The organism is Mycolicibacter kumamotonensis, assembly GCF_002086285.1.
GTDB lineage: Bacteria > Actinomycetota > Actinomycetes > Mycobacteriales > Mycobacteriaceae > Mycobacterium > Mycobacterium kumamotonense.
Genome location: NZ_MVHU01000080.1, coordinates 1 through 2,512 on the forward strand (window position 1 = coordinate 1; position 2,512 = coordinate 2,512).

Here is a 2,512-nt window from a genome sequence, read left to right on the forward strand (position 1 = left end):
ACCTCGGCGGCGTCCTGTTGGTCGCCGCCGTCATCCACACGCGAGTCGACGCCAGCAAATCAGGAGACACGCCCTAGGCGCTTACTGACCGACACCCAACTGGCGATCGCCAGATTCCCGGCGACCGACCCCCCAGCGTGTTTGGGGCGGCCCTCTACTGAGGTCCCCCGGCAGATGCGCCCGCTAGTGCGTCGAGTACCCGATCGATGAACCGGTCGGCGTGACCCCGAAGACTGTCATTCGTGTGTTGGCTCGTGTCGACATCAATCGGATTCCCCGATGCAAAGCGCACCACCACTCCACGCCGATACGTTCGCTGCCCGAAAGTATCCGCCGAACCACAAAGGTCCACAGCGACCCCAGTGACCTGGCTCAGCGGCCGGATCAGCGCATCCAGATTCTGCTCCTCCGCGGCGTCCGCAATGTAGTCCAGCTGTCCGATCACGTGCCCGTCGATCCACACAAGACGGCGCTGCTGATCTGGCAGCGTTTCGCGGGCGAATCCTTCCACGGGCCATCGCCTAACCAGCTCGCCGATCTGCTCAACCACGATCCTGGGCGGCCGCGACCAGTCTGGGAACACGTCCCTGGCGATCTGCCGGAGCTGTTCTTCGTTCATCATGGTCGACAAATTAACTTGCGATACTCCCGCTCGCAGTCCGCCACGCAGCCCCGGAATATGCAACAGACACTTTCCACGTCGGTATGCATTGCAGAGGTGCCTACTGATCGCGCCCACCCCAACCTTCGCCGCCTCCAACCGCTCGATGTCGGAGGCGACGGCGCCTTCAGAGCCCCGCTGCGCCGTCGGGCCGTGAAACCGTGTTTCGTTATCACTGGCGCCTACCGGCACCATAGCTCCGGTAGGCGTACAAACGGGCGTTCGTCGAAGACTTGCAACGCCATGCAAGGCGCAAAAACACGTTCTGACCTGCGTCGGGCTGACAGGATTTGAACCTGCGACCACTTGACCACCAGGAAGTACCGGTAGCGCGTTTCCCCAGGTCGGCGACGGTTGTCGCCGTGATGACGAGTTGCGTGACGTTCACGGACCTGCAGGTCGTTCAGCATCGCGCATGACGTGTGGTCCCTGGGTGGTCCCGCACCCCAGGGGCCGGGTTGCCGTGCTCTTCGCCGCCCAAATTCCAGCGGCCGTTGTCCTGCGATCCGGCCGTGCAGTTCCGACGGAGACGGGGTATTATTCGAACATTCCGAAATTTATTTCGTTTTGGTTGAATAGGAGCCCGGAGTGAGCGCAGAGGTGGTCGAGTCGGCAACGTTCGTCCCGGAAGGGCGTGACGAGATGGCCCTCGTCGTCGGGTTCCTCGCCGCTCATGAGCGGGTGCGCGGGTCGGCCGCCTCGCCTCGTTATGCGCTCGTAGGCGTCGACGAGCACGACCGGATCGAACTACCGCCGACAGTGCATCAAGCGCTGAAAAAAGTGGTGGCCGCACTCCATGCCGGCAAGGCCGTCACCATCGCGCCACAGACGATGAAGCTGACCACCCAACAAGCCGCAGACCTGTTGGGAGTCAGCCGCCCGACGGTGGTCCGCCTGATCACCGACGGTACGTTGCCAGCTGAGCGGATCGGCAATCGCCATCGACTGTTGCTCGACGACGTTCTCACCTACCGCGAGCAACGTCGCAATCGCCAGTACGAGGCGCTGGCGGCCACCGCGGTCGACATCGACGCTGACGACGACCCGGAAGTCGTTCGCCAGCAGCTGCGTGAGGCGCGCCGCGTCGTCGCCGAGCGGCGGCGCGCCAACGCCACCACCCGCTGACAACACCGAAAATGTTCGCTGCGCTGTTGGACACCTCAGTGCTGTGGCCAAGCCTGCAGCGGGATTTCCTGCTGTCGCTGGCAGCCGAGGGGTTGTACCGACCGCTGTGGTCAACAGCGATCCTCGATGAATTGCGTTACCACGAAGCACAGAAGCTCATCGGCCGCGGTCACGACCCAGCCCCCGCGGCACAGCGAGCGCAACACCTGGTCGATCGCATGAGCACAGCTTTCGATGACGCCATCGTGGTGAACTGGGAAAGCCTTGAAGGCACGTTTGGGCTGCCCGATATCGATGACGAACACGTTGTTGCCGCTGCACTGGTTGGCGGAGCGGACGTGATCGTCACCAATAATTTGAAGGACTTTCCCCCGTCAAAGATCCCAAAACTACTCACGGTGACCTCACCGGCTCAGTTCGCCGGCGACACCGTCGCGGTGTCCCCCGACGTCGCCTATCGCGCAGTGATTGCCATGGCTTCCAGATTCATTCGGCCTTCGTCCAGTGTCGACGAGATCCTCGACCACCTCATGGCACGCTACGCCATGTTCGAGGCCGTCGAACTCATCCGCGGCGTCATATAGCCGCTATTCAAGGAGGAGTGATCGTTAGCGGTACCGAGAATTTCCCCGGCGAGCTGGACACGTTACGCGCCGACAATGTGCGTTTGCGTCGTCTTCTTCAGCTGAGTGAGGAACAGGCACGTGCCGCCGCCAATGACCAGGC

General features: G+C 62.5%; 3 protein-coding genes. 2 read left to right on the plus strand and 1 reads right to left on the minus strand.

Annotation, left to right across the window (positions count from 1 at the left end):
• Positions 1–154: 154 nt before the first annotated feature.
• Positions 155–622: a hypothetical protein gene (locus tag BST28_RS22760; protein ID WP_019738587.1), complete on the minus strand. Its 468-nt coding sequence runs from the start codon at positions 620–622 to the stop codon at positions 155–157.
• A gap of 627 nt (positions 623–1,249) precedes the next feature.
• Between BST28_RS22760 and BST28_RS22765 the strand changes: the two genes are divergently transcribed.
• Positions 1,250–1,786: a helix-turn-helix domain-containing protein gene (locus BST28_RS22765; protein ID WP_065289722.1), complete on the plus strand. Its 537-nt coding sequence runs from the start codon at positions 1,250–1,252 to the stop codon at positions 1,784–1,786.
• Positions 1,787–1,797: 11 nt separating this feature from the next.
• The gene (locus BST28_RS22770; protein ID WP_065289721.1) at positions 1,798–2,370 is read left to right on the plus strand and encodes a PIN domain-containing protein; all 573 of its coding nucleotides are present in this window, start codon (positions 1,798–1,800) and stop codon (positions 2,368–2,370) included.
• Positions 2,371–2,512: the final 142 nt, after the last annotated feature.

Coding starts and splice junctions, on each gene's coding strand:
- BST28_RS22760 (WP_019738587.1), bottom strand. CDS start 622: ATGATGAACGAAGAACAGCTCCGGCAGATCGCCAGGGACGTGTTCCCA.
- BST28_RS22770 (WP_065289721.1), top strand. CDS start 1,798: ATGTTCGCTGCGCTGTTGGACACCTCAGTGCTGTGGCCAAGCCTGCAG.